At 62.4% G+C, this 18736-nt stretch carries 18 protein-coding genes; 11 read left to right on the forward strand and 7 right to left on the reverse strand.

The genetic code is table 11. The annotated features are described in order from the left end of the window. Positions 1–75: 75 nt before the first annotated feature. The 4 genes from ACQ4WS_RS13920 to ACQ4WS_RS13935 all read left to right on the forward strand — a co-directional run bounded on the left by ACQ4WS_RS13920 (position 76) and on the right by ACQ4WS_RS13935 (position 4043). Positions 76–273: a hypothetical protein gene (locus tag ACQ4WS_RS13920; protein WP_010399555.1), complete on the forward strand. Its 198-nt coding sequence runs from the start codon at positions 76–78 to the stop codon at positions 271–273. A 144-nt stretch (positions 274–417) separates the two neighbouring features. Then, a complete protein-coding gene (locus ACQ4WS_RS13925; protein ID WP_436477128.1) occupies positions 418–1977 on the forward strand; it encodes a methyl-accepting chemotaxis protein in 1560 nt (519 codons plus the stop codon). 86 nt (positions 1978–2063) lie between these two features. Further along, the gene (locus ACQ4WS_RS13930; protein WP_436477130.1) at positions 2064–2933 is read left to right on the forward strand and encodes a ThiF family adenylyltransferase; all 870 of its coding nucleotides are present in this window, start codon (positions 2064–2066) and stop codon (positions 2931–2933) included. Next, positions 2934–4043, forward strand: a complete 1110-nt coding sequence (locus tag ACQ4WS_RS13935) for a nitroreductase family protein (RefSeq protein WP_436477132.1) — start codon at positions 2934–2936, stop codon at positions 4041–4043. Positions 4044–4087: 44 nt separating this feature from the next. Here ACQ4WS_RS13935 and ACQ4WS_RS13940 read toward each other — a convergent pair whose 3' ends face one another. The 3 genes from ACQ4WS_RS13940 to ACQ4WS_RS13950 all read right to left on the reverse strand — a co-directional run bounded on the left by ACQ4WS_RS13940 (position 4088) and on the right by ACQ4WS_RS13950 (position 7600). Then, positions 4088–5080, reverse strand: coding sequence for an EDSAP-1 family PEP-CTERM protein (locus tag ACQ4WS_RS13940; protein WP_436477134.1), 993 nt, complete (start codon positions 5078–5080; stop codon positions 4088–4090). A 115-nt stretch (positions 5081–5195) separates the two neighbouring features. Then, complete coding sequence (locus tag ACQ4WS_RS13945; protein ID WP_436477136.1) at positions 5196–6179, reverse strand: EDSAP-1 family PEP-CTERM protein; 984 nt, start codon at positions 6177–6179, stop codon at positions 5196–5198. A gap of 188 nt (positions 6180–6367) precedes the next feature. Continuing rightward, a complete protein-coding gene (locus tag ACQ4WS_RS13950; protein WP_436477138.1) occupies positions 6368–7600 on the reverse strand; it encodes a nucleotide disphospho-sugar-binding domain-containing protein in 1233 nt (410 codons plus the stop codon). A 136-nt stretch (positions 7601–7736) separates the two neighbouring features. On the opposite strand from ACQ4WS_RS13950, the gene ACQ4WS_RS13955 reads away from it, so the two are divergent. The 4 genes from ACQ4WS_RS13955 (at position 7737) to ACQ4WS_RS13970 (ending at position 9361) form a co-directional block, all read left to right on the forward strand. Further along, a complete protein-coding gene (locus tag ACQ4WS_RS13955; protein WP_436477140.1) occupies positions 7737–7910 on the forward strand; it encodes a hypothetical protein in 174 nt (57 codons plus the stop codon). Positions 7911–8177: 267 nt separating this feature from the next. Then, positions 8178–8315 carry a hypothetical protein gene (locus ACQ4WS_RS13960; RefSeq protein WP_219307004.1) on the forward strand — a complete coding sequence of 46 codons (138 nt, stop codon included), beginning with the start codon at positions 8178–8180 and terminating at the stop codon, positions 8313–8315. A 129-nt stretch (positions 8316–8444) separates the two neighbouring features. Further along, on the forward strand, positions 8445–8813 hold the full coding sequence (locus ACQ4WS_RS13965) for a hypothetical protein (protein ID WP_436477142.1): 369 nt from the start codon (positions 8445–8447) through the stop codon (positions 8811–8813). An 89-nt stretch (positions 8814–8902) separates the two neighbouring features. Then, positions 8903–9361 (forward strand): acyl-CoA thioesterase, encoded by a 459-nt coding sequence (locus tag ACQ4WS_RS13970; RefSeq protein WP_096238581.1) that lies wholly within the window; start codon positions 8903–8905, stop codon positions 9359–9361. Positions 9362–9446: 85 nt separating this feature from the next. Here ACQ4WS_RS13970 and ACQ4WS_RS13975 read toward each other — a convergent pair whose 3' ends face one another. The 3 genes from ACQ4WS_RS13975 to ACQ4WS_RS13985 all read right to left on the reverse strand — a co-directional run bounded on the left by ACQ4WS_RS13975 (position 9447) and on the right by ACQ4WS_RS13985 (position 13634). Further along, complete coding sequence (locus ACQ4WS_RS13975) at positions 9447–10853, reverse strand: DEAD/DEAH box helicase (RefSeq protein ID WP_131686236.1); 1407 nt, start codon at positions 10851–10853, stop codon at positions 9447–9449. A 476-nt stretch (positions 10854–11329) separates the two neighbouring features. After that, positions 11330–12118, reverse strand: coding sequence for an enoyl-ACP reductase FabI (gene fabI / locus ACQ4WS_RS13980; protein ID WP_436477145.1), 789 nt, complete (start codon positions 12116–12118; stop codon positions 11330–11332). Between the two features lie 103 nt (positions 12119–12221). Further along, positions 12222–13634, reverse strand: coding sequence for a transglycosylase SLT domain-containing protein (locus ACQ4WS_RS13985; protein WP_436477147.1), 1413 nt, complete (start codon positions 13632–13634; stop codon positions 12222–12224). Positions 13635–13973: 339 nt separating this feature from the next. Between ACQ4WS_RS13985 and ACQ4WS_RS13990 the strand changes: the two genes are divergently transcribed. After that, on the forward strand, positions 13974–14546 hold the full coding sequence (locus ACQ4WS_RS13990) for a DUF1415 domain-containing protein (protein WP_436477149.1): 573 nt from the start codon (positions 13974–13976) through the stop codon (positions 14544–14546). Continuing rightward, positions 14546–14740, forward strand: coding sequence for a DUF1289 domain-containing protein (locus tag ACQ4WS_RS13995; RefSeq protein ID WP_034779267.1), 195 nt, complete (start codon positions 14546–14548; stop codon positions 14738–14740). The genes ACQ4WS_RS13990 and ACQ4WS_RS13995 overlap by 1 nt, the downstream gene beginning before the upstream one ends. A gap of 105 nt (positions 14741–14845) precedes the next feature. Here the strand turns inward: ACQ4WS_RS13995 and ACQ4WS_RS14000 are convergent, their stop codons facing one another. After that, positions 14846–15352 (reverse strand): DUF1993 domain-containing protein, encoded by a 507-nt coding sequence (locus tag ACQ4WS_RS14000; RefSeq protein WP_034779265.1) that lies wholly within the window; start codon positions 15350–15352, stop codon positions 14846–14848. Positions 15353–15610: 258 nt separating this feature from the next. Here ACQ4WS_RS14000 and ACQ4WS_RS14005 point away from each other — a divergent pair, with 258 nt between their 5' ends. Next, positions 15611–18727, forward strand: a complete 3117-nt coding sequence (locus tag ACQ4WS_RS14005) for a bifunctional diguanylate cyclase/phosphodiesterase (protein WP_436477151.1) — start codon at positions 15611–15613, stop codon at positions 18725–18727. Positions 18728–18736: the final 9 nt, after the last annotated feature.

Consider the following 18736-nt stretch of genomic DNA (forward strand, 5'->3'; position numbering starts at 1 on the left):
GGGGCGGCACGGTGCCGATGCTGTTAAACTGCTGCGGATTGATGTGATCGCAATTTAACAAGCAAGGAATGCACGATGGCTAAGAAAGAAGAACTTGATCCGGAAACCCTGGAGTTGATCAACTGGTGTATCGAGGTCGAAGGCTTCCTCGTGGCCGGCGGCGCCACTGTGGCGCAGGCGCAGGACCACATCGAAGAGCAGGTCGAGTGGTTTACCGACCAGTTCTACGACGGCTTGACGCCGGAAGAGGCAGCCAAGGAAGCCTTGGCCTGACCTTTCAGCAAGACTTTAGCAAGACATATGCGGGCGGTGCCTGCCGGGCATCAGCCTGGTAGCGCCGCCCGCTTTGCTTTTTTAAAAAGATTTCCACATGGAAATTGTTTATAATTCCACATTTTATTCTTTACCCAGGCTCCCATGACTCTCCGTTCGCGTATACTTTTATTGTGTTTCAGCACCTTGCTGGGCATCGTCCTCATCGCCTCGTTTTCCCTGTATTCCTTGCGCCAGACCATGATGGCCGAAAGGGTCGAGCAATTGACGGTGCTGGTGGAATTGGCCAATGCCTCGGTGGAAAAAGCATATGCGCTGGAACAGTCGGGCAAGCTGACGCGTGAGCAGGCTCAGCAGCAGGCCAAGCTGGCCATCGGCAGTTTCGTCAAGGACGAAATGTATTATTTTGTGCGCGACTTCAGCACCGACTTGCTGTACGTGCATCCGAACGCCTCGCGCATCGGTACGCCGCAAAAGAATATGAAACAGTCGGGCGACCGCTACCGTGCCGCGCTGGCCAACAGCCGCATCGCCCTGGTGCAGGCCGATGGCACGCGTCCCGGCGTGACGGAGCGCGTGGCGAAGATGTATGCCGTGGTGAAATTTGCACCGTGGAACTGGGTGATCGGTACGGCCACCTATATCGATGACATCAACGACAAGTTCTGGGCCCAGGCCGGCGTGCTGCTGGCCATCGGCGGCGCGCTGATGCTGGTGGTGGGCGCCCTGGCGACCCTGATGCTGCGCCGTATCCTGGCCCAGCTCGGTGGCGAACCCGACTATGCGGCGGCCATCGTGGCGCAGATCGCGCAGGGCGACCTGACCACGCAGATCGACACGCGTCCCGGCGATACATCCAGTCTGTTGATGGCGATCAAGGCCATGCGCGACAACCTGGCGCATCTGGTGAGCCAGGTGCGCAACGATGCCGATGCCATTTCCACGGCGTCGGGAGAAATCGCTTCTGGCAACCATGACCTGTCGGCGCGTACGGAACAGCAGGCGGGATCATTGGAAGAGACGGCCTCGACCATGGAAGAGATGACCTCGACCGTGCGCCAGAATGCAGACAATGCGCGCCAAGCCAACCAGCTGGCCATTTCTGCCTCGCAAGTGGCGACCCAGGCGGGCGGCGTGGTGAGCCAGGTGGTCGACACCATGGGCGCCATCAATGCCTCGTCGAAAAAGATTGGCGACATCATCGCCGTCATCGACGGCATCGCCTTCCAGACGAATATCCTGGCCCTGAATGCGGCCGTGGAAGCGGCGCGCGCGGGCGAGCAGGGCCGTGGCTTCGCCGTCGTCGCCAGCGAGGTGCGCAATCTGGCGCAGCGTTCGGCTGCGGCCGCCAAGGAAATCAAGCAATTGATCGACAGTTCCGCCGAGCAAGTGGGCGCCGGTGAAAAACTCGTGGCGCTGGCGGGCGAAACGATGGAAAAAGTCGTTTCCAGTGTGCAGCATGTGACCGATATCGTGGCCGAGATTTCCTCGGCCAGCGCGGAGCAAAGTGCCGGTATCGAGCAAATCAACCAGGCCATCGTCGAAATGGACAACATGACGCAGCAAAACTCGGCCCTCGTCGAGCAGGCGTCGGCGGCGGCGCAAGCCATGAACGAGCAGGCAGCGGGACTGGCGCAGATCGTCAGCGTGTTCAAGGTGGGCGCAGTGGCAGCTGCAGCGGCGCCGCGGCGCCTGGCGCGCTAAGCGCTTTCGTCTGTCATTGGGGAACTTATCCCTGGCTCACCTGTCCAAACCTTTGCGTCCGCAAGAGACGTACAGAAGAGGTGAGCATGACAGACGGTTTTTCCTATCACGCGGCATTTGCCCGCAACCTGGGCTGGGTCACGCAGGCGGAGCAGGACAGCTTGCGCGGCAAGCGCGTGGCCATCGCCGGCATGGGTGGCGTGGGCGGCGTGCACTTGCTGACCCTGGCGCGGCTGGGCATCGGCGCTTTCCACATCGCCGATTTCGACACCTTCGATATCGCCAACTTCAACCGCCAGGCCGGCGCCATGGTATCGACCCTGGGCCAGCCCAAGGTGGCCGTGCTGGCGCAGATGGCGACGGACATCAATCCGGAACTTGAGATTAAACAATTTCCAGACGGCATACACGACAGCAATCTGGCCGAGTTCTTCGCCGGTGTCGACCTGTACGTGGACGGCCTGGATTTTTTCGCCTTCCCCGCGCGCCAGGCCACCTTCGCCACTTGTGCCCGTCTGGGCATCCCCGCCATCACGGCCGCGCCGCTGGGCATGGGCACGGCCGTGCTCAGCTTCCTGCCGGGCGGCATGACGTTCGAAGCGTATTTTGGCTGGGGCGACTTGCCTGAAGAAGAGAAGGCCCTGCGCTTTCTCGTCGGACTGGCGCCGGCCGGCTTGCACGGCCCCTATCTGGTCGACCCGTCGGCCATCAACCTGAAGCAGCGGCGCGGGCCGTCGACCATCATGGGCTGCCAGCTGTGCGCCGGCGCGGCTGCCACCGAGGCACTGAAGATCTTGCTGAAACGTGGCAAGGTGATGGCGGCACCGCACGGCATGCATTTCGACGCCTACCGCAACAAGCTCGTGCATACCTGGCGTCCGGGCGGCAACCGTCATCCCCTGCAGCGGCTGGCGATGGCCATCATCAAGCGCCGGCGCGCGGCGCAGGGGGCATAAATGGCGCAAGCACCGCTGATCGCGCAGATCGATTCTGTGCTGGAAAACATTCTCGACCAGGCGCGCTGGGCACCCAGTGGCGACAACACGCAGCCGTGGCGCTTTGAAGTCGTGGACCGGCGCCATGTCGTCGTGCATGGCTTCGATACGCGCAGCCATTGCGTGTATGACCTCGACGGCCATCCCAGCCAGCTGTCGCTGGGTGCCTTGCTCGAAAGCATGGCACTGGCGGCCAGCAGCCATGGCTTGCGCATGGAAGCGCGCCGGCACGGCGGCCTGCCCGATACCTTGCCCACCTTCGCTGTGCACTTTGTCGACAGCCCCGGCATGTTGGCCGATCCGCTGGCGGCCTTCCTGCCGCAGCGCAGCGTGCAGCGGCGCCGGCTCAGCACGCGCCGCCTGCGCGCCAGCGAAAAGGCGGCGCTGGCGGCCAGCTTGCCGCCGGATTACGGTGTGCAATGGTTCGAAGGCGCACGCGCGCGCCTGGCCTGTGCACGCCTGATGTTCGACAATGCGAAGCTGCGCCTGACCATGCCCGAAGCGCACAAGGTGCACCGCGACGTCATCGAATGGGGGGCGCGCTACAGCAGCGACCGCATCCCGGAACAGGCGCTCGGCGTCGACCCGATGACGGCGCGCCTGATGCGCTGGGTCATGCACAGCTGGCGCCGCGTGGATTTTTTCAATACCTGGCTGGCGGGCATCCTCGCGCCGCGCCTGCAGATGGACTTGCTGCCGGGCCTGTATTGCGCCGCGCATTTCGTGCTGCTGGCCGATGCGCCCCCGCGCCACATCGACGATTACGTGGCGGCCGGCCGCGCCATGCAGCGTTTCTGGCTGACGGCCACGCAGCTGGGCCTGCAATTGCAGCCGGAACTGACGCCGCTGATCTTTGCCCGCTATGTGCGCGAACGGCGTACTTTTTCACGCACCGATGGCATGCAGGAAATGGCGCAGGAACTGGCCGTGCAGTGCCAGGCCGTGCTGGGGGAGGCGGCGTTTGAGCGGGCCGTGTTCCTTGGGCGCATCGGTGCGGGGCCGGCAGCCAGTGCGCGCTCGCTGCGCCGTCCGCTGCAAGACTTGCTGGTGGCGCCAACGGCGGGACAGTGAAGCGTGCGTGAGGCCATGCGGGCGCCTCAGCTTCGTCAGCCTCGTCAGCGGCGCCGCCGTGGCGCCAGGCTGGCCAGCGCCGCCAGGCCAGCGGCCAGCAACGGCAAGGTGCCCGGCAGCGCCACTGGCGTAGCGCCCGGCACGTAGGCCAGTTCGGAACTGTTCAGCATGTTCAACACCAGGGTGTAGTTGCCCGCCACCAGCTTGTTCGTGACGGCGCCATACTGCCCGCCGCACGTGGTGCCGGCGCCCGTACCCGTGGGCGCGCCGCAGCCGCTGGGGTCGTAGGTGATCATGCTGCCGCTGGTGAGCGGCGTTTGCGCGTAGCCGGTATTGAGATTGGCGGCATCGGCCAGTTCGGTGCCGCCCAGGATGCCGGAGCCGAGCTTGCCGTCGGGCGCCCAGTTGAAGACGATCTGGCCATTTTCATCGATGATGGTAAACGTCAGCGCCATGTTGGTGGTGGCCGTCGATCCCGTGCCGGCCAGCGCGTCCAGGTACAGTTGCATGAAGGGCAGGGCCTGGAAGTCGAAGGCCAGGCTCGCGCCCGGTTGGCCGACGACGAAATTGACGCGCATCGCGGTGCTGGAACCATTGCGTCCCGAGGCGTCGGCATTGCCGCCGCTTGTGAGGAAGGTTTCCGCCGCATTCACGGTATGCGTGCTGGTCGAACCCGGTGGAAAGGGCGGGATTTGCGAAGTGATGATCTGCGCCTCGCCGCGCGCATACGCGGCATTGCCCATGCCTTGCCGGCTAAAGTCGTTTTCTCCCTTGGTGACGGCGCCGCGGGTCGCTTGCGGCGCGTCGATCTCATTGCTGCCGCCATTGATGACACTGCTGCCGTTGAGCGTGGCGGCGGTGCGCGACAGGTCGATATTGTTGATCAAGGTGGTGGAACCGGTGGGATTGCTGATGACCAGGCCAAAGACGCTGGTGTACGAATAGCCGTAGGCGGCGGCACTTGCGCCGCCGTTGCATGCCAACAGCAGTGGGGCGAGCAGGGTAGCGCGAAGTCGGGTGCGAGAAAAATTGTTCATGGAAATCTTTTGGAACTCCTTTGCTGGCCGCTGCGCTGTAAGGAAAACCGACAGGGCTCGGCATAAAAAAGGCGAGGAGAGCCCCCTCGCCTGTGAATCCCCCCTGTTGCCTGGTTCAAACACTAGCCTTGCGGCGGCGGGCATAGCCCAGGCCAGCCAGACCCAGGCCCAGCAAGGCCAAGGTGCCCGGCTCCGGTGTCGCCGCCTGTTTCACCAGGTCAACGCTCTCCACCGCATTCAAGGTCAAGGTGTAGTTGCCAGTCGCGAGGGCATTGCTGACGGCGCTGAAGTTGCCGCCGCAAGCCGTGCCCACACCGGTACCGCCAGGTGTGCCGCAACCGGTGGGATCATAGGTAAACATGTTGCCGCGCGTCAGGAAGTTGGTCGCCAGGCCGGTGTTCAGGTTGGCCGCATCGGCGTTCTCCGTGCCACCGAAGATGCCCGAGCCGATGACGCCATCGGGCGTCCAGTTGAAGACGGTCGCGCCGGTCGAGTCGGTGATGGAGATGGTCATCACCAGGTTGGCCGTCGCGGTGGACAGCTGGCCGACCGTGCTTTGCAGGAAGACCTGCATGAAGGGCGAGGCCAGGAAATCAAAGCTCAGCGTTGCCGTTGGCGAACCGACGACGAAGTTGACGGAGAAGCCCGTGGTCGAGCCGTTGCGGCCGGACGCATCGGCCGTGCCGGCAGGCCCGTCAAGATGGGCTTCGGCCACGTTCACGGCCTGCGTGGAGGTGGAGCCGGGCGGGAATGACGGAAATTGCGTGCTGACGATCTGCGCATCGCCGCGCGAGTAGTTGCCCGCGGGGCCTTGTTGCGTGAAATCGTTTTGCCCTTTGGTCACGGCGCCAACGGCGGCGCGGGGCGAGTCGAGCAGGCCGGGACCGCCAGTGATGACGCTGACGCCATTCAGGGTGGCCGTGGCGCGCGAGATCGTGGTGCTGTTCAGGGCGGTGATCGAGCCCGTGGTGGCGGCGATCTGCAGGCCAAAGATGTTGTTGTAGGCATAGCCGTAGGCGCCCGCCTGTGCGCTACCGGCGGCGCACAGCATGGCCAGTGCCGCTGCGGCCGGAAGCAGTTTCAGTTTAGAGAGTTTCATTGTATTCACCTCGTGGTTGAGTGAGTCTGGAAGTCTTGCCTGAGTCCTGTCGGCAGGTGCTCATGGCCAGTACCTAGCGACTTCCATGCCAACGCATGAGGTTCTTTTGAAATCAAGGGCTTGGCGCGCTTTTGTTGACGCGATGCAGGTCTTGCCGGCCGCACTGTCAGAAAAACCGACGCTACCCGTCACGGCTGGCCGCCTTGCGGGACGGGACCCAGCAGGGCGTGCATATGCGGCAGCAAGCGTTGCCCTGGCACATAGTCGCGCATGGCCGTGGCCAGTTGACGCGCCGCCAGCGTGGCCCGGCCATCGTCGAGCATGCGCGTGGCGGCGTGGCGCAGGGCGGTTTCCTGCAAGCGGTCGGCGCGCAGCAGCAAGCCGGCGCCGGCGCCAGCGATGCCGTGCATATTGAGGAATTGATCGAGGTTGCCCGCGATGCCGATGACGGGCACGCCTGCCGTCAGCGCCTGCTGGCTGGTGGGGCTGCCGCCGTTGCAGATCACCAGGCTGGCGCGCCGGGCCGCCGCGTCACCCGGTAAAAAGGGCGCGACATAGGCGTTCGGCGGCACGGCGTCGACGCGGATGGTGCCGGCCGTGGCCGCCAGCACGGTGACGGGCAGGGACGCCAGCGCGCGCAGCACGCGCGGCAGCAACTGCCCCTGGCCGGAGCTGCCCAGGGTGACATAGATGATGGGCCGTCCGCTGCTCAGTTCAGGGTGCTGCCACCAGTCCGGCAAGTCGAGCGGCGGCGCCCAGATGATGGCGCCCAGGTAGTCGTGCGTGGACGGCATGGCCTGCGGTGGGAACAGTTGCGGAATGTCCGCGTACAAGGTGCGGTCGGCATCCGTATAGATGCGCCGCAGGTCGTTGCCCAGCGATGGCAGGCCATGGCGGCGGCGTACGCGGTTCAGGGGCACGGCATGCGAGGCGAAGGCCAGCGGGCGGATCAGGCGGAACAGGGGGGCGGCCAGCCAGATGGGCAGCATGCCTGTCAGGGGCAGGCTGGGCACCGTGTAGTGCTGGCGCACGTAAGGGCTCCAGTAGGCATTGCTGAGGGTGATGTAGGGAATACGCTGCAAGCGGGCGCTGACCGACAGCGACAGGCGAAAGTCGCCGATCACGAGATCGGGCTGGACGGCATTGAGCAGGCGCAGGTCGTCTTCCACATACGCGTGCAGGGTGCTTTCCGTATAGACAGGCTTGCCGTGCGCCAGCGCTTGCAGGAATTGCAGCGATGAAATACTGTCGATGCGCCAGCGGCGCAAGGGAGCGTGCTTGAAGCAAAAGTCATAGCCATCGGCGCAGGCAAAATGCACCTCATACTTTTGCTCGTCCAGATCCTGGGCCAGGCTCAGGGGGCGGCCAACATGGGCCAGGGTCACTGCCTCGGCCATAAAGAGGATTTTCTTGCGTGCCATGGCGATCGCTTGCACTCGCAGGAGGAGATACCTGCCAAGTTGGAGTGGCGCCACGCCGTTTGGTTCCCCAGCAGCCTGCCACTGGCGGGCGCCAGGATTTGGCCGTATCGGCTACAGTGGGGTAAAGGAGGCCACCATGCAGCCACAATCCCATCTTGCCCCGTTGCGTGCGCATAGCACGCCAGAACCCGATATGCCGCCACCGCCGGAAGGCGATCCCGTCACGCCGCCGCCGGAACAGCCGCCCCACATCGACCCCGTGCCGGTCGAGGAGCCGATGCCGCCACCACTGCCCGTGAAAATGCATTGACCGGATCGCCCGCGGCAAGTTCTCGCGGCCCGCAAGCGCGCATGGCGACCCGTCATGCGCGCTTGCGGGGAGAGCTGCGTCGTGTTTATTTCGAATCGGAAATGGACTGGGGCACCGCCGCCGGCGCCACGCCATTTAAACAACAAAAATGCTCATAAGTGTTGCCGAGTGGATACAAATCAAACTCTAACTGTCGAGTGTCATGCGGCCGTCACGATTCTGTTCTTATAATAAGACATCATAAAAATTCTTGTACAGGAGACCATCATGGGCAATTCCTTGCATAATAAAATCTACCTGGGACGTCGTCCTGTGATGACCAGCAAAAACCTTTTGGCACTGGCGCTGGCGGGCGCCGTAGCGGGTTGTGGTCTGGCATGGCTGCTGCTGCGCAGCTATAAATAAGGGCTGTCCAGCTCGCTCTTCAGTCGTCCGTTCGCGGCGCGGGCGGTGACTGATTCACGTTGCCTGTTGCCGATGCGCAGCGGGGCGCGTACCATGGGGGCCGAACACCTGGCCTTTTATGGAAAAGTAATGAAGAACGAGAAATTAACAACCGATGAATATGACGCGCTGGAGCAAGTTGCACGCGGCATCAAGACCGAGCGCCCCAGCGCTTGCGTTGCCCGCAATGCCAAGCGCCTGTCCGGCCTGAAGCTGCTCAGCTATGCACGTGATGGCCGTCTGTCCATCACCGAGAAAGCCCAGCAACTGCTGTTTCTGCGCCGCTGCATCATGGGGCTGCGCGCCGTCGCCACCGATCCGCTGACCAAGCTGGAATCGGACGTGTCCTATTTCCTGGGCAAGAAAGCCCATATCGTGGCGCGCGCCGACGGCGAGGGTCACGACATTTCTGACAAGGGCCGCGAGTCGCTGGCCGACATCGACACCCTGGGACTGTAACCGCCTGTCCCGGCAACCGGCCCCTGGGGCCGGTTTTCACATCCTCCCTCACTTTTAATTTCCCCTTGGAGAACACTTTGGACAGCGCGATGAACTGGTCGGCCCACGAACTGACGATGACGGTCTTGATGACGCCCGATATGGCCAATTTTTCCGGTAACGTGCACGGCGGCACCATCCTGAAATACCTCGACAGCGTTGCCTATGCCTGCGCCAGCCGCTATTCGGGCAGCTATGTGGTCACCCTGTCGGTAGACCAGGTGATGTTCCTGCAGCCTATCCACGTGGGCGAACTGGTGACGTTCCTCGCCTCGATCAATTACACGGGGACGACGTCGATGGAAGTGGGCATCCGCGTGGTGACGGAAAATATCCAGCAGCGCCTGGTGCGCCATGCCAACAGCTGCTATTTCACGATGGTGGCCGTGGATGCCAACCGCAAGCCGGTGGCCGTGCCGCCGCTGGTGCTCGAGACGCCGGAGCAGCAGGTGCGCTTCGAGCAAGCCAAGCTGCGCAAGCTGTCGCGCCAGAAGGTGTCGAAGAAATAAATGCAGCGGACATGAAAAAGCGGCCACCAGAGTGATCTGGTGGCCGCTTTTTATTGACTACCGCCTCGGCGGCGGTGCGCCGTGATTAACGGTCGCCGTAGCTGCGGCGTGCGCCGTCGGTGCTGCGCGGGTTCGAACCCTTGTAGCCGCCGCCGGTGCTCGGTGCGCCGTCTTTGCGTGGTGCGCCTGGCTTGCTGAAGGTGCGTTGCGCTGGCTTCGCGCCGCCACGGTTGTCGCCTGGTTTCCAGCCGCCTGGACGGGCGCTCGAACGTGGTGCCGACGCCGTTTTCTTAGGCTCGAAACCTTCGATGACATTGACCGGAATCAATTGCTTGGTGAAGCGCTCGATGCGCTTGACGTTCATGCCTTCAGCGTGGTTCACCAGCGAGATGGCCAGGCCATTGCGGCCAGCGCGACCGGTACGGCCGATGCGGTGGACGTAGTCTTCCGGGAACTTCGGCAGATCGTAGTTGAACACGTGGGTGATCGTCGGCACGTCGATACCGCGGGCGGCAACGTCGGTGGCAACCAGCACTTTGACCTGGCCGCGGCGCATGCCGTCCAGGGTGCGGTTACGCGCGCCCTGGTGCATGTCGCCGTGCAAGGCGGCAGCCGAGAAACCGGCGATGTTCAGACGGTCGGCGATGGTGTCGGCGTCACGCTTGGTGGCGGTGAACACAACCGCCTGGTCCAGCGTTTCGTCGCGCAGCAGGTGGTCCAGCAGGCGATTCTTGTGCGACAGATCGTCGACGAAGTGGACGCGCTGGGTGATGTTTTCATGCTTGTTCGACGAACCGGCGATCTGGATGACCAGCGGGTTTTTCGTGATGCGGCGGGCCATGTTGCCGACGACGCCATCCAGCGTTGCCGAGAACAGCATGGTTTGACGGCCTTCTGGCGTCGCTTCCACGATTTTTTCGATGTCGTCGATGAAACCCATGTCCAGCATGCGGTCGGCTTCGTCCAGCACCAGGATTTCCAGTTGCGAGAAGTCGATCTTGCCCGAGTCCATGTGGTCGATCAGACGGCCAGGGGTAGCGACCAGAATCTCAGGATTCTTGGCCAGCAATTGCATCTGTTTAGGGTAAGGCATGCCACCCAGGATCGACACGGCCTTGATGCGGCGGATGCCGGTGCTGTACTTGTCGGTGTTGGTGGTCACTTGCAGGGCCAGTTCGCGCGTTGGCGTCAGCACCAGCATTTTTGGCTGGGCAGCCTTGAAACGTGGACGCTCGCCGCGGGCGCGCGATGCTTGCATTTCCTGGTTCGGCGTCTTGCCGGCGGTGCTTTGTTCGGCGCTGGCCAGTTTGTGCAGCGATGGCAGCATGAAAGCTGCCGTCTTGCCCGAACCGGTCTGCGACGAGACCAGCAGGTCACGGCCTTCGATCGCGGCTGGAATCGCTTGCGACTGTACCGCGGTTGGCGCGGTGTAGCCCGATTCGGTCAGAGCGGCGATGATGGACGGATGCAGGCCTAAGGATTCAAATGTCATTCTTTTCTTTCGTAAAAATCAGCGTTCTTGCAAAAAGCAGAACGCAAAATAGCAACGCCAACCAAAACGAAATGACTCAACTAGAAAGAAATTTCGGCACAAAAGCTTTGCGCCGGGACGGTGTCAGGTGCGACACACAAGGCGGGAGGGCTTTATAAGCGGCATCCTGTGGATGCGCTAAGGCTTGCGAAGCTGCTAAGTTTGTAGTGCAGTACTGCGGTGTTGCCATCGCTTCAAGGGAACATATTGCAGCGCACAACGACACTATACCGTATTTGATGCCGTTTTGCACGGGCTAAATGGGAAGAAACGAAAGTCCTACCACGTTTTGCGCATGTTTCCTATGTGAAATCAGTAGGAATACGTAGTTTTTGAGCATTTTTGCGTCTGCCCACGATGGCGATTGTCAGCAGCCTCCGCCGTGGCTATGCGCGTCGCTGCTCATGGAGTGTGGCGACGCGGCGCCCATCACCGCATCAGTCTACTTCGGGATTGACGGCCATCACTTGCGAAAAGCCGCCATCGACGTAGGTAATCTCGCCCGTGATGCCCGAGGCCAGGTCGGACAGCAGAAAGGCGGCCGTGTTGCCCACTTCCTCGATGGTGACGTTGCGGCGCAGCGGGGCGTGCTCGGCCACAAAGCCCAGGAGTTTGCTGAAATCCTTGATGCCGGAGGCGGCCAGGGTCTTGATGGGGCCGGCGGAAATAGCGTTGGCGCGGATGCCGCGCGGGCCCAGCGACTCGGCCAGGTAGCGCACGGACGCTTCCAGCGAGGCCTTGGCCAGGCCCATGGTGTTGTAGTAGGGCACGGCACGCACGGCGCCCAGGTAGGTCAGGGTCAACACGCAGGCGCCCGGGTGCAGCAGGGGCAGGGCGGCCTTGGCCATGGCGGGAAAGCTGTAGGCGGAAATGTCGTGCGCGATGCGGAAGCTGTCGCGCGACAGGCCGTCGAGGAAGTCGCCGGCGATCGCTTCGCGCGGCGCGAAGCCGATGGCGTGCACCAGGCCATCCAATTGATCCCAGTGGTGCGCCAGGTCGCTGAAGACGGCGCTGATCTGTTCATCGCTGGAAACGTCGCAGTCGAATACCAGTTCGCTGCCAAATTCCGCCGCAAATTCCGTGATGCGCTCCTTGAAGCGTTCGCCCACATACGTGAAGGCGAGGGTGGCGCCTTCGCGGTGGCATGCCTTGGCGATGCCATAGGCAATGGAGCGGTTCGACAGCAAGCCCGTGATAAGGATTTTTTTGCCTTGCAAGAACGCCATGACGACTCCTGTCTGGGATGGTGGGCGGGGTGGGCGGATGTGCAACCGGCCGCGACAGCAAAGCTGTGGCGGCCGGTGAGGTGCGTCTATACAGCTCAGGCAATCAGTGGCGAGCCTTGGCGCGGCTATTGCTGCCGCCGCGCTGGATGCGTGCTTTCACCAGGGAAATTGGCGCGGCGCGCACCTTGCCGCCCTTGGCGGCGCGGCGCAATGCCTTGGCGGCCCGTTCTGGACGGTCCGCTTCCAGCAGCATGGTGGCGCTGTCGGCGATTTCCTGGGTGATGTCCTTGTTCATCGTGGCCGAGGTTTTCGGTACGAGGATGGTGGAGCCGGCGCGCAGGCTGGTGCGCTGGGGAATATTGTTGGCCTGGCGCAGCACGTCGGCCGTGGTGCCGAATTTCGACGCCAGGGTTTCGATGCGTTCGCGTGCATTGGTGATCTTGTGCGTCGTCCAGCTCGACAAGGCATGGCCCCATTGCGCCAGGTTGGTGGTGAACTTGGCCGCGTTTTCCTGCGGCAGCAAGATCTTGGTCTTTTCGCCGCCGATGATGACGGGGCGGTTGAATTGCGGGTTCAGCGCCTTGAATTCGTCGGTCGACAGTTCGGCCAGCTGGGCCGCGACGGTGATGTCGATGTCGCTGGTCTTGTCGATGGCCGTGAAATACGGCTGGTTGTCGACCACGGGCAGGGTCAGGCCGAACTGGGCCGGATTGGCGATGATGTTTTTCACCGCTTGCAGTTTCGGCACGTAGTTGCGCGTTTCAGCCGGCATCAGGTCGGCCAGGCTTTCGAAGTCGGTCGGCTTGCCCAGCGCCTGGTTTTTCTTGATGGCGCGCTGCACCGAGCCTTCGCCCCAGTTGTAGGCAGCCAGCGCCAGTTGCCAGTCGCCAAACATGTCATACAGGCGCTGCAGGTACGTCAGGGCCGCATCGGTCGAGGCCAGCACGCCGCGGCGGTCGTCCTTGAACATGGTTTGCTTGAGGTTGAAATCGCGTCCGGTGGCGGGTACGAATTGCCACAGGCCGGCTGCACTGGCGCTGGAGAAAGCCTGCGGGTTGAAGGCGGACTCGATAAACGGCAGCAAGGCCAGTTCCGTCGGCATGCCGCGCTTTTCCAGTTCCTGCACCACGTGGAAGATGTAGCGCGAGGCGCGCGCCGTGGTGCGGGCCAGGTGGTCGGGGCGGGTGGCGTACCAGTTGACGTGGTTCGCCACCAGTTGGTTGTTGATGTCGGGAATCGCATAACCGCTGCGGATGCGGCCCCAGACGTCGGCTTCGCGCAGCGGATCGGAATTGTCGCTGAGATTTTTCAGCAGACGGTCGGTTTTTTGCAGGCGGTTGTCGAGGGTGGGGAGTTTCGCCGTGACCTGGGCGGTCATCGGGATCAGGGCAGGTGTGGTTGCAGCGACTGGCGCGTTATCGCTCTCAACACCGGCTTCGTACGCCTGGCTGAGGGCGGGCGCAAGCGCCAGGGCCAACGCCGCCAGGACGGTAGATTTAAAGGAGTTTTCGTGCATAGTGTTCCATTGTTGTCGTCGGAGAAACATCGGACAGACCCATGATCAAGCAGCGAGTGTACGTATATCCACATGCCGGAGTCAAGAATTATGTCAGCATGATGACAGGAAATAAGCGGCAATAAGCGGGAGACGGCTGGGTTTCCATTCGCAAATGCTGTCATTATTGCAAATTTAATTTGCCCGATGCGGGATTCGGCCGCTGTTATAGCATACAAGCCGGGGAGGCTGGCGCAAGCCTGGCAGCCGTCCGGTATGAGACTGCGCAAAGAGTGCGTACAATTTGGCTTTGGCTGGCCATTCGGCTGCCGGCCGCCTTATTGATAGAGAGTCAAGTATATGAACACCCCGCCGCGCCACGACGACGACAACGCCGTCATCATCGCCAATACCGTTGCCTGGCTGGAAAAGGCCGTGATCGGCCTGAACCTGTGCCCGTTCGCCAAGGCCGTGCACGTTAAGAAGCAGATACGCTATGTGGTGTGCGAATCGGTCAATCCGGAAGATCTGCTGGCGATGCTGATGGACGAGCTGCAAATCCTGGCCGACACGGATCCCGAGCAGATCGACACGACCTTGCTGATCCATCCGTATACCTTGAACGATTTCCTCGACTACAACGAGTTTCTCGACGTGGCCGATGCGGCCGTGGAAGACATGCACCTGGCTGGCGAACTGCAAGTGGCCAGTTTCCACCCGAATTACCAGTTTGCCGAGACGTTCGAGGACGACATCAGCAACTACACCAACCGTTCGCCCTACCCGACCCTGCACCTGCTGCGCGAAGACAGCATAGCGCGCGCCGTCGAGGCGTTTCCGGAAGCGTCGGAAATTTTTGACAAGAATATTGCCACCCTGGAAGCGCTGGGCACCGAAGGCTGGGAAAAGCTCGGCTTGCCGAAGGTGTCCTGATGGCTGACAAGGAATTGCCGCCGCGTCCCGATACGCCCTGCGTGGCCGTGTGCTCGACGACCTTCGATGAAATCTGCCGCGGCTGCGGTCGCAGCGTGGTGGAAGTGGCCCACTGGGTGTCGATGACGGATGAGGAGAAGGAAGTGGTGTGGGTGCGGATTCTGGCGCAGGGGTATCCGCGCAGGAATACCTGATTTAACCCAACTGCAACTGCTGGGGTCAGACCCCCTCACATGTCAGCGATGACTTTTGTGTGGACGGCATTGAGGGTCTGACCCCGGTACTATTGGGGTCAACTATTAATAGCTGCCGATGAAATCTTTCTTGCCTACTTCGATACCGTTATGGCGCAGGATGTCGTATGCCGTCGTCGCATGGAAGAAGAAGTGTGGCAGCGCGTAGTGGAACAGGTAGGTCTGGCCCGTGAAGTGCTTGGTCTTTTCGCCGCTGCCGGTGGTGATGGCGCGCGTTTCGCTGCCATCGATGTCCGCTTGCGGCAGGCTTTCCAGGAAGGCGATGGTTTTCACGATGCGCGCTTTCAGTTCCGCAAAGCTCTGTTCGCTGTCTTCATAGGGTGGCACGGCCACGCCGGCCAGGCGCGCGCCGCAGCCCTTGGCGAAGTCGGTGGCGATCTGGATCTGGCGCACGAACGGCAGCATGTCCGGGAACAAACGGAATTGCAGCAGGGCGTTCGGGTCGATTTTCTTGTCTTGCGCGTGCGTTTCCGCCTTGTCCAGGATGGCGGCCAGGCTGCCCAGGATCTGTTTGAAGACGGGGATCGAAGCGGAGTAGATGGAGAAGGTCATGGTGGTTCCTCTAGGTAAAGTGGCGCGATGATAGCAAGCTGCGCGTTTTTCTGCTGGCGCCGGCCGGGCGCGCCGGCCGGCGTGTGGTTTTTTAACCCTGTCTATATGCTATGAGGGAAGCGCTGGCGCGTGTTTATTGTGACTTTCCCCGCTTTTTCCATGCATAATTGCTCCTGATAAAGCTTCTTCCCGCCTGACCACCCGATTCCCCTGTAAAGTCAATGATCGCCCGCCTGACCCCTGTTGCCCTGTTGCCGCATGTTTAATTCACCTTACCAGCGCCTGCGCGCCAGCCTGCGTGTGCTGTATGGCTCGTCGATCTATGGCGCCTTGCTGCTGGTGGTATTTGGCGGCCTCGTCGTTCCCGCCATCTTCGGCAGCTATGTGCTGGTTGGCGTGCATGAGCGTCAGTCGGCGCGCACGAGTCTGAACGAAGCCTTGCAGCGCAATGCCGATATCCTGGCGCTGGGCATGCAGGAATCGCTGTGGAACATGAATGCGGAATCGGCCCAATCTCTGGTCGAGTCGGTGATGCGCGACCGTTCCGTGCTGCTGGTGAAGGTGCTGGGGCAGGGCGACACGGAATTCATCAGCTTGCAGGCGCCGCAGCGGTCCGTGGGCAATCTGTACCGCGCCGAGCGCGACATCCTCGTGCGTGGCGAACGCATCGGCCACGTCGTCGTCGAGATGGACGATGCGCGCAGCCAGCAGGAGCTGCGCGAAAAGCAGATGTCGTATATTTTCGTGCTGGGCGCACAGCTGGCCGTGTCGATGGCGCTGATCGTGCTGTTCCTGAACCGCCGCCTGTTGACGCCGCTGCGTCGCCTGACGCGCTTTTCCGACCGCCTGTCGCACGGCGATTTCGACACGCCCCTGGCTTCGCACAGCAATGACGAGCTGGGTCGCCTGACGGCCCAGCTCGAGCAAATGCGCGCTGCCATCGGCCAGTTGTTCGAGGATGTGGGCCAGCGCGAAGAGCGTTTTCGCACCATCGTCACGCAGGTGCCGGGCGCCGTCTTCCGCTACCGGCCCGACGGCCCCATCGATTTCGTCAGCGATGCCATCGAAGAGATCGCCGGCTATTCGGCGCGGCAGTTCATGCGCGGCAGCACGCACGCCTGGGCCGACCTGATCTGCCCGGAAGACCGCCGCGAGCACCGGCGCGCCGTGCGCCAGGCGGTGCTTGAGGTGCAGCCGTATGCGCTGGAATACCGCATCATCGACGCCGTCGGCATCGAGCGCTGGGTGGCCGAGAATGGCCAGCCGCAGGCGGGCGAGCAGGGCGTCACCTGGGTCGACGGCATCATTGCCGACATCAGCCAGCGCAAGCACCACGAGATGCGCATCGAGGCACTGCTGACGGAGCAAAGCGCCATCCTCGACAACGTGATGTTCGGCGTGATGTTCGTGCGCCACCGCCGCATCATTTCCGTCAACCGCCGCTGCGAAGAGCTGTTCGGCTACGGCCACGCCGAAATGACGGGCAGTTCAACCTCCATCGTATTCATGACGTCGTATGACTTCGAGGAGGCGGGCGAGCGCCAGTATCCGGTGCTGGCGACGGGCGGCGATTTCAGCGAGGAGCGCCAGTACCGGCGCCGCGACGGCAGCCTGTTCTGGGCGCTGGTCAGCGGCTGCGCGCTCGATCCCCTGCACCCCAACGAAGGCAGCATCTGGGTGTATGCGGACATCACGGCGCGCAAGGAAGCGGAAGAAAAGCTGCGCTTGTCGGCCACCGTGCTCGAACACATCGCCGACGGCGTGATGGTGGTCGACGCCAGCGGCATCATCGTCACCGTCAATCCCGCCTTCACGCAGATCACCGGCTATACCGAAGCGGAGGCGGTGGGCCAGCACTCGTCGCTGACACGCTCGGCGCGCCACGATGCGGCGTTCTATGAGGCCATGTGGCAGGAGCTGAAGGCCAGCGGCTTCTGGCGCGGCGAAGTCTGGCACCAGCGCAAGAACGGTGAACTGTATCTGGAGTGGCTGACCGTCAGCGCCGTGCGCGACGGGCGCGCCGGCACCACGCATTACGTGGGCGTGTTCAGCGATATCACGCTGGTCAAGGCGTCGCAGGAAAAGCTCGACCACATGGCCCACCACGATCCGCTGACGGCGCTGCCGAACCGCCTGCTGTTCCACGACCGTTTGCAGCATGCCCTGCTGCGCGCCGCGCGCGACGGCGAGCAACTGGCCGTGCTGTTTATCGACCTGGACCGCTTCAAGAACGTCAACGATACCCTGGGCCACCATGTGGGCGACGAATTGCTGCAAAAGGTGGCTGGCCAGCTGGCGGCCCGCCTGCGCGAGGGCGATACCCTGGCGCGCCTGGGCGGCGACGAGTTCATCGTCCTGCTCGAAGGCATCGACGGCGAGTATGGTGCGACGCAGGTGGCGGAAAAGCTGATGACCATGTTCGACCAGCCGTTCACGGTGGCCGGCCACGAACTGTTCGTCACCTGCAGCGTGGGTATCAGCCTGTATCCGGACGATGCGCTGGACTTGAACATGTTGATCCGCAACGCCGACGTGGCCATGTACCAGGCCAAGGCGCGCGGGCGCAATGGCTACCGCTTCTATGCGCCGTCGATGACGGGCGAGGGCGTCGAGCGGCTGCGCCTGGAAACCTTTTTGCGCCGCTCGCTCGAGAAAAACGAGATGTTCCTGAATTACCAGCCGCAGGTGGAAATCGACACGGGCCGCCTGGTCGGCGTGGAGGCGCTGGTACGCTGGAATCACCCGGAACTGGGCCTGGTGCCGCCGGTGCGCTTCATCCCGCTGGCCGAAGACAGCGGTTTCATCAATCAGCTGGGCAAATGGGTGCTCGATGAAGCATGCCGCCAGATGATGCGCTGGCAGGCGCAGGGCTTGCATGTGCCAAAGATGGCCGTGAATCTGTCCGTAAAACAGTTCGAGCGGGGCAGCATCGCCGGCATGGTGGCCGATATTCTGAAGGAAACGGGCCTCGAGCCGCAGCGCCTGCAGCTGGAAGTGACGGAATCGGTGATCATGAACACGGGCGACGCGCTGGGTTTCATCAACGACTTGCACGCCATCGGCGTGGGCCTGGCCATCGATGACTTCGGCACCGGCTATTCCTCGCTCGCGTATCTGAAACAGCTGCCCGTGCAGACGCTGAAGATCGATCGCTCCTTCATCAAGGATATTTCGACGGACGTGAATGACGAAGCGATTGCGATTGCCATCATCCAGCTGGGCAAGAGCATGCACTTGTCGGTGATTGCCGAAGGCGTGGAGACGCAAGAGCAGGCCGCCTTCCTGCTGCGCCATGGTTGCAAGCTGGCGCAAGGTTATTTTTATAGCCGTCCGGTGTCGGCACAGGATATGCTGGAGTGCTGGAGCGGTCACTAACTCATTGAA

This window comes from Janthinobacterium leeuwenhoeki (genome assembly GCF_051380795.1).
GTDB lineage: Bacteria > Pseudomonadota > Gammaproteobacteria > Burkholderiales > Burkholderiaceae_D > Janthinobacterium.

What these genes read in the sequence shown, in the direction of transcription:
- ACQ4WS_RS13950 (WP_436477138.1), bottom strand. Translation starts at nt 7,600, where the DNA reads ATGGCACGCAAGAAAATCCTCTTTATGGCCGAGGCAGTGACCCTGGCC.
- ACQ4WS_RS14005 (WP_436477151.1), top strand. Translation starts at nt 15,611, where the DNA reads ATGTTTAATTCACCTTACCAGCGCCTGCGCGCCAGCCTGCGTGTGCTG.
- ACQ4WS_RS13990 (WP_436477149.1), top strand. Translation starts at nt 13,974, where the DNA reads ATGAACACCCCGCCGCGCCACGACGACGACAACGCCGTCATCATCGCC.
- ACQ4WS_RS13960 (WP_219307004.1), top strand. Translation starts at nt 8,178, where the DNA reads ATGGGCAATTCCTTGCATAATAAAATCTACCTGGGACGTCGTCCTGTG.
- ACQ4WS_RS13995 (WP_034779267.1), top strand. Translation starts at nt 14,546, where the DNA reads ATGGCTGACAAGGAATTGCCGCCGCGTCCCGATACGCCCTGCGTGGCC.
- ACQ4WS_RS13970 (WP_096238581.1), top strand. Translation starts at nt 8,903, where the DNA reads ATGAACTGGTCGGCCCACGAACTGACGATGACGGTCTTGATGACGCCC.
- fabI (WP_436477145.1), bottom strand. Translation starts at nt 12,118, where the DNA reads ATGGCGTTCTTGCAAGGCAAAAAAATCCTTATCACGGGCTTGCTGTCG.
- ACQ4WS_RS13985 (WP_436477147.1), bottom strand. Translation starts at nt 13,634, where the DNA reads ATGCACGAAAACTCCTTTAAATCTACCGTCCTGGCGGCGTTGGCCCTG.
- ACQ4WS_RS13935 (WP_436477132.1), top strand. Translation starts at nt 2,934, where the DNA reads ATGGCGCAAGCACCGCTGATCGCGCAGATCGATTCTGTGCTGGAAAAC.
- ACQ4WS_RS13975 (WP_131686236.1), bottom strand. Translation starts at nt 10,853, where the DNA reads ATGACATTTGAATCCTTAGGCCTGCATCCGTCCATCATCGCCGCTCTG.
- ACQ4WS_RS13925 (WP_436477128.1), top strand. Translation starts at nt 418, where the DNA reads ATGACTCTCCGTTCGCGTATACTTTTATTGTGTTTCAGCACCTTGCTG.
- ACQ4WS_RS13920 (WP_010399555.1), top strand. Translation starts at nt 76, where the DNA reads ATGGCTAAGAAAGAAGAACTTGATCCGGAAACCCTGGAGTTGATCAAC.
- ACQ4WS_RS14000 (WP_034779265.1), bottom strand. Translation starts at nt 15,352, where the DNA reads ATGACCTTCTCCATCTACTCCGCTTCGATCCCCGTCTTCAAACAGATC.
- ACQ4WS_RS13955 (WP_436477140.1), top strand. Translation starts at nt 7,737, where the DNA reads ATGCAGCCACAATCCCATCTTGCCCCGTTGCGTGCGCATAGCACGCCA.
- ACQ4WS_RS13940 (WP_436477134.1), bottom strand. Translation starts at nt 5,080, where the DNA reads ATGAACAATTTTTCTCGCACCCGACTTCGCGCTACCCTGCTCGCCCCA.
- ACQ4WS_RS13930 (WP_436477130.1), top strand. Translation starts at nt 2,064, where the DNA reads ATGACAGACGGTTTTTCCTATCACGCGGCATTTGCCCGCAACCTGGGC.
- ACQ4WS_RS13945 (WP_436477136.1), bottom strand. Translation starts at nt 6,179, where the DNA reads ATGAAACTCTCTAAACTGAAACTGCTTCCGGCCGCAGCGGCACTGGCC.
- ACQ4WS_RS13965 (WP_436477142.1), top strand. Translation starts at nt 8,445, where the DNA reads ATGAAGAACGAGAAATTAACAACCGATGAATATGACGCGCTGGAGCAA.